The following is a 1,288-nucleotide window of genomic DNA, read 5'->3' on the forward strand; positions in this document are numbered from 1 at the left end:
GCCGAGGTCGAGGATCTCGGAGTCGGTGCCCAGCACGACGGGGACGAGGTCGGCGTTGCAGGCCATCCGGCGGGCCTCGGCGGCGGTGATCTTCTCGCCGTCGAACCCCAGGGCCGCGGTGCCGAGGTCCTTGCGGAGGTCTTTCACGCTCATCGTGATGAACACCGTGGTGCCGTGGCCACCGTGGCGGGGCAGTTGGTCGACGTCGTAGGTCTCGACCACCCGGGCAAACGCCTGGCCCAGCAGCCGGTCATAGGGGGCTTTGCGGCCACGGTTCTCGGCCGAGAGCTTCCTCGGCTGAGCCAGCGAGTCCAGCAGGGTCCGGAGCCGCATCCCGACCGCGCGGGAAACGCGGGCGTGGATGTCGATGGTGCCGTCGCCGTTGTCACGGGACTGGAAGAACGTACGCCGCTGCGCGTGCTCCTCCTCCCGCTGCAGCGCTTCGGCTTCAGCGGCTTCGAACCGCTCGGGGTCGATCTCGGCCAGGATCCGGCGCCCGACGATCTTCAACTCGTTCGCCGTCAACCGGGTCGCGTAGTCGACCAGGAGCTTCTCGGCCAGGATCAGGTCCTCGCCGCTGGCAACGGGGTCGTTCTCGATGGCGTCGAGGGCATGGGTGATCACCCGGGCTTTGTCCTGGGACACCACACCATCGGCGAGACCAGCAGCAACAAGCTCGTACTTCGCGACACCTGCGGCGAGCTTGATCTGGGAGCGGGCCACGGCCTGGTCGACCAGGAGCTCGGTCCGCATCCACCCGGAGGCGTCCTTGGCACCGGTCTCCTCGGCGACATCACCAGCTGTGGCCAGCACCCGCAGCTTCAACGCGGCCTGCTGAGCCTGGAGCTTCTCGAGCCGCTCCAGCAGGTCCTTCTTCTGTCCGGTCCGCCAGTAGGCGGGATCGGTGGCGAGAAGGTCGTAGAGGGCGGTCTCGATGGCGGTGAGGGCTGCGTCGATCAGGTCGCCGGGGCCAGTTCCCCAGGGGTCGATCTCGCGCCCGAGACTCATCGCCATCCCTCCCTTCAAAGAGGTGTTGTGAGGGGTCCGATTCTACTCCTCAAACACCTCCAGGACCAACCATTTATGCAGGTCAGGCGCCATTTCGCGGTGAGCGAACGACCTCAAACCTGTGGATGGTAAGTGGCCCGAAGGGCCACCCTTCCGCCCCAGCAACCCTCACCCTTCCCAGGCAAGAGTCCGCTGCGCCACACCCGGGCCGCCGCCCCGATAGCCAGCCAAATCTTTTCTCGATCTGGTCCGGAGTCCAGGACCGCGAAGCGGCCGGCGA

At 67.0% G+C, this 1,288-nt stretch carries 1 protein-coding gene; it reads right to left on the bottom strand.

Translation table 11 applies throughout. The annotated features are described in order from the left end of the window. On the bottom strand, positions 1 to 1,008 hold a 1,008-nt coding region (locus ACFX43_RS07045), incomplete at its 3' end, for a DUF222 domain-containing protein (RefSeq protein ID WP_378818727.1). Positions 1,009 to 1,288 lie beyond the last annotated feature (280 nt).

The organism is Nocardioides sp. YIM B13467, assembly GCF_042788075.1.
GTDB lineage: Bacteria > Actinomycetota > Actinomycetes > Propionibacteriales > Nocardioidaceae > Nocardioides.